Source organism: Acinetobacter genomosp. 33YU, assembly GCF_001990725.1.
Taxonomy (GTDB): domain Bacteria; phylum Pseudomonadota; class Gammaproteobacteria; order Pseudomonadales; family Moraxellaceae; genus Acinetobacter; species Acinetobacter seifertii.
Genome location: NZ_LFZQ01000019.1, coordinates 1 through 5,510, shown reverse-complemented (window position 1 = coordinate 5,510; position 5,510 = coordinate 1). Strand labels below are relative to the sequence as shown.

Genomic DNA, 5,510 nt, shown 5'->3' with positions numbered 1-5,510 from the left:
ATCATTAAGAGAATTGAAGAACAACTTGTGTGGATTTTTACTGATTGATTAATCGAAATAATTTTCATTGATTGATTGGTTTAAATTACTCGAAGTTTATTTGAGCGAAATTTAAGTCAGTAATTGATGAGCCAGAATTGGCACCTTGTCTTTAAATAAGGTGCAAAATGATTTTAACTGAAGAGTTTGATCATGGCTCAGATTGAACGCTGGCGGCAGGCTTAACACATGCAAGTCGAGCGGAGAGAGGTAGCTTGCTACTGATCTTAGCGGCGGACGGGTGAGTAATGCTTAGGAATCTGCCTATTAGTGGGGGACAACATCTCGAAAGGGATGCTAATACCGCATACGTCCTACGGGAGAAAGCAGGGGATCTTCGGACCTTGCGCTAATAGATGAGCCTAAGTCGGATTAGCTAGTTGGTGGGGTAAAGGCCTACCAAGGCGACGATCTGTAGCGGGTCTGAGAGGATGATCCGCCACACTGGGACTGAGACACGGCCCAGACTCCTACGGGAGGCAGCAGTGGGGAATATTGGACAATGGGGGGAACCCTGATCCAGCCATGCCGCGTGTGTGAAGAAGGCCTTATGGTTGTAAAGCACTTTAAGCGAGGAGGAGGCTACTTTAGATAATACCTAGAGATAGTGGACGTTACTCGCAGAATAAGCACCGGCTAACTCTGTGCCAGCAGCCGCGGTAATACAGAGGGTGCAAGCGTTAATCGGATTTACTGGGCGTAAAGCGCGCGTAGGCGGCTAATTAAGTCAAATGTGAAATCCCCGAGCTTAACTTGGGAATTGCATTCGATACTGGTTAGCTAGAGTGTGGGAGAGGATGGTAGAATTCCAGGTGTAGCGGTGAAATGCGTAGAGATCTGGAGGAATACCGATGGCGAAGGCAGCCATCTGGCCTAACACTGACGCTGAGGTGCGAAAGCATGGGGAGCAAACAGGATTAGATACCCTGGTAGTCCATGCCGTAAACGATGTCTACTAGCCGTTGGGGCCTTTGAGGCTTTAGTGGCGCAGCTAACGCGATAAGTAGACCGCCTGGGGAGTACGGTCGCAAGACTAAAACTCAAATGAATTGACGGGGGCCCGCACAAGCGGTGGAGCATGTGGTTTAATTCGATGCAACGCGAAGAACCTTACCTGGCCTTGACATAGTAAGAACTTTCCAGAGATGGATTGGTGCCTTCGGGAACTTACATACAGGTGCTGCATGGCTGTCGTCAGCTCGTGTCGTGAGATGTTGGGTTAAGTCCCGCAACGAGCGCAACCCTTTTCCTTATTTGCCAGCGAGTAATGTCGGGAACTTTAAGGATACTGCCAGTGACAAACTGGAGGAAGGCGGGGACGACGTCAAGTCATCATGGCCCTTACGGCCAGGGCTACACACGTGCTACAATGGTCGGTACAAAGGGTTGCTACACAGCGATGTGATGCTAATCTCAAAAAGCCGATCGTAGTCCGGATTGGAGTCTGCAACTCGACTCCATGAAGTCGGAATCGCTAGTAATCGCGGATCAGAATGCCGCGGTGAATACGTTCCCGGGCCTTGTACACACCGCCCGTCACACCATGGGAGTTTGTTGCACCAGAAGTAGCTAGCCTAACTGCAAAGAGGGCGGTTACCACGGTGTGGCCGATGACTGGGGTGAAGTCGTAACAAGGTAGCCGTAGGGGAACCTGCGGCTGGATCACCTCCTTAACGAAAGATTGACGATTGGTAAGAATCCACAACAAGTTGTTCTTCATAGATGTATCTGAGGGTCTGTAGCTCAGTTGGTTAGAGCACACGCTTGATAAGCGTGGGGTCACAAGTTCAAGTCTTGTCAGACCCACCATGACTTTGACTGGTTGAAGTTATAGATAAAAGATACATAACTGATGATGTAAGCTGGGGACTTAGCTTAGTTGGTAGAGCGCCTGCTTTGCACGCAGGAGGTCAGGAGTTCGACTCTCCTAGTCTCCACCAGAACTTAAGAGAAGTTCGGATTACAGAAATTAGTAAATAGAGATTTCGGTCTTGGTTTATTAACTTCTGTGATTTAAGTATCACGGTATTAAGCATGACCTGACGAAGGCGTGTTTATTCATTAACAGATTGGCAAAATTGAGTCTGAAATAAATTGTTCACTCAAGAGTTTAGATTAAGCAATTAATCTGAATGAATTGAGAACTAGCAAATTAACTGAATCAAGCGTTTTGGTATATGAATTTAGATTGAAGCTGTACAGTGTTTAAGTACACAGTACTCTGAACTGAAATGTTGAAGTTACTAACTTGTAGGTAACATCGACTGTTTGGGGTTGTATAGTCAAGTAATTAAGTGCATGTGGTGGATGCCTTGGCAGTCAGAGGCGATGAAAGACGTGATAGCCTGCGAAAAGCTCCGGGGAGGCGGCAAATATCCTGTGATCCGGAGATTTCTGAATGGGGGAACCCACCTACTTTAAGGTAGGTATTGCAACATGAATACATAGTGTTGCAAGGCGAACGAGGGGAAGTGAAACATCTCAGTACCCTTAGGAAAAGAAATCAATTGAGATTCCCTCAGTAGCGGCGAGCGAACGGGGATCAGCCCATTAAGTTATGTGTGTTTTAGTGGAACGCTCTGGGAAGTGCGAACGTAGAGGGTGATATTCCCGTACACGAAAGGGCACACATAATGATGACGAGTAGGGCGGGGCACGTGAAACCTTGTCTGAATATGGGGGGACCATCCTCCAAGGCTAAATACTCCTGACTGACCGATAGTGAACCAGTACCGTGAGGGAAAGGCGAAAAGAACCCCTGTGAGGGGAGTGAAATAGATCCTGAAACCGCATGCATACAAGCAGTGGGAGCCGACTTGTTCGGTGACTGCGTACCTTTTGTATAATGGGTCAGCGACTTATATTCAGTAGCGAGGTTAACCGTATAGGGGAGCCGTAGAGAAATCGAGTCTTAATAGGGCGTTTAGTTGCTGGGTATAGACCCGAAACCAGGCGATCTATCCATGAGCAGGTTGAAGGTTGGGTAACACTAACTGGAGGACCGAACCCACTGTCGTTGAAAAGCCAGGGGATGACTTGTGGATAGGGGTGAAAGGCTAATCAAGCCTGGTGATAGCTGGTTCTCCCCGAAAGCTATTTAGGTAGCGCCTCGGACGAATACCATAGGGGGTAGAGCACTGTTTCGGCTAGGGGGTCATCCCGACTTACCAAACCGATGCAAACTCCGAATACCTATGAGTACTATCCGGGAGACAGACTGCGGGTGCTAACGTCCGTAGTCAAGAGGAAAACAATCCAGACCGCCAGCTAAGGCCCCAAAATCATAGTTAAGTGGGAAACGATGTGGGAAGGCATAGACAGCTAGGAGGTTGGCTTAGAAGCAGCCACCCTTTAAAGAAAGCGTAATAGCTCACTAGTCGAGTCGGCCTGCGCGGAAGATGTAACGGGGCTAAAACTATGTGCCGAAGCTGCGGATTTGACATTAGTCAAGTGGTAGGGGAGCGTTCTGTAAGCCGATGAAGGTGTATTGAGAAGTATGCTGGAGGTATCAGAAGTGCGAATGCTGACGTGAGTAACGACAAAACGGGTGAAAAACCCGTTCGCCGAAAGACCAAGGGTTCCAGTCCAACGTTAATCGGGGCTGGGTGAGTCGACCCCTAAGGCGAGGCCGAAAGGCGTAGTCGATGGGAAATTGGTTAATATTCCAATACTTCTGTGTAATGCGATGAGAGGACGGAGAAGGTTAAGTCAGCCTGGCGTTGGTTGTCCAGGTGGAAGGATGTAGGTATGTATCTTAGGCAAATCCGGGGTACTCTATACTGAGATCCGATAGCAAGCTGTACTTGTACAGTGAAGTGGCTGATACCATGCTTCCAGGAAAAGTCTCTAAGCTTCAGTTACACAGGAATCGTACCCGAAACCGACACAGGTGGTCAGGTCGAGTAGACCAAGGCGCTTGAGAGAACTCTGCTGAAGGAACTAGGCAAAATGGTACCGTAACTTCGGGAGAAGGTACGCTGTTGTTGGTGATGGAACTTGCTTCCTGAGCTGATGACAGCCGCAGAAACCAGGCCGCTGCAACTGTTTATTAAAAACATAGCACTCTGCAAACACGAAAGTGGACGTATAGGGTGTGATGCCTGCCCGGTGCTGGAAGGTTAATTGATGGGGTTAGCGTAAGCGAAGCTCTTGATCGAAGCCCCAGTAAACGGCGGCCGTAACTATAACGGTCCTAAGGTAGCGAAATTCCTTGTCGGGTAAGTTCCGACCTGCACGAATGGCATAATGATGGCGGCGCTGTCTCCAGCAGAGGCTCAGTGAAATCGAAATCGCTGTGAAGATGCAGTGTACCCGCGGCTAGACGGAAAGACCCCGTGAACCTTTACTGCAGCTTGACACTGAACTTTGACCTTACTTGTGTAGGATAGGTGGGAGGCTTTGAAGTTGGAACGCTAGTTCCAATGGAGCCGTCCTTGAAATACCACCCTGGTAATGTTGAGGTTCTAACTCTGTCCCGTTATCCGGGACGAGGACCGTGTCTGGTGGGTAGTTTGACTGGGGCGGTCTCCTCCTAAAGAGTAACGGAGGAGTACGAAGGTGCGCTCAGCGTGGTCGGAAATCACGCGTAGAGTATAAAGGCAAAAGCGCGCTTAACTGCGAGACCCACAAGTCGAGCAGGTACGAAAGTAGGTCTTAGTGATCCGGTGGTTCTGTATGGAAGGGCCATCGCTCAACGGATAAAAGGTACTCTGGGGATAACAGGCTGATACCGCCCAAGAGTTCATATCGACGGCGGTGTTTGGCACCTCGATGTCGGCTCATCTCATCCTGGGGCTGAAGCAGGTCCCAAGGGTATGGCTGTTCGCCATTTAAAGAGGTACGCGAGCTGGGTTTAGAACGTCGTGAGACAGTTCGGTCCCTATCTACCGTGGGCGCTGGAAATTTGAGAGGATCTGCTCCTAGTACGAGAGGACCAGAGTGGACGAACCTCTGGTGTACCGGTTGTGACGCCAGTCGCATCGCCGGGTAGCTATGTTCGGAAGGGATAACCGCTGAAAGCATCTAAGCGGGAAGCCTACCTCAAGATAAGATTTCCCTAGGAATTTATTCCTCTAAAGAGCCGTTCGAGACTAGGACGTTGATAGGTTGGATGTGGAAGCATAGTGATATGTGAAGCTGACCAATACTAATTGCTCGTGAGGCTTGACTATACAACACCCAAGCAGTTGTATATAAAGCATCAATCGATTCATAAATCGACAAACAAACTTGATTTAGTTACTCCACTAGATAAAATGAACAAGTCAGATTCAATCAGCCTATCTGTAAAGATTTGGAAAACGCTTCGGCAATCAATAAGACCAAAGCAAGTATCCATAAACAGTTGTGCTGGCGACCATAGCAAGAGTGAACCACCTGATCCCTTCCCGAACTCAGAAGTGAAACCTCTTAGCGCTGATGGTAGTGTGGGGTTACCCATGTGAGAGTAAGTCATCGCCAGCTCATTATTC

General features: G+C 48.7%; 2 tRNA genes and 3 rRNA genes. All 5 read left to right on the top strand.

From position 1 onward, the window contains the following. Positions 1 to 174: 174 nt before the first annotated feature. Positions 175 to 1,712: ribosomal RNA gene (locus AC056_RS18440) — 16S ribosomal RNA — on the top strand. 59 nt (positions 1,713 to 1,771) lie between these two features. Beyond that, positions 1,772 to 1,848 (top strand) — tRNA-Ile (locus tag AC056_RS18435). 55 nt (positions 1,849 to 1,903) lie between these two features. Next, a tRNA-Ala gene (locus AC056_RS18430) sits at positions 1,904 to 1,979 on the top strand. Positions 1,980 to 2,319: 340 nt separating this feature from the next. Next, positions 2,320 to 5,210: ribosomal RNA gene (locus AC056_RS18425) — 23S ribosomal RNA — on the top strand. A gap of 177 nt (positions 5,211 to 5,387) precedes the next feature. Then, positions 5,388 to 5,502 (top strand): 5S ribosomal RNA (gene rrf, locus AC056_RS18420). The 16S, 23S and 5S rRNA genes sit together here with 2 tRNA genes alongside, the layout of an rRNA operon. The last annotated feature ends 8 nt before the right edge of the window (positions 5,503 to 5,510 follow it).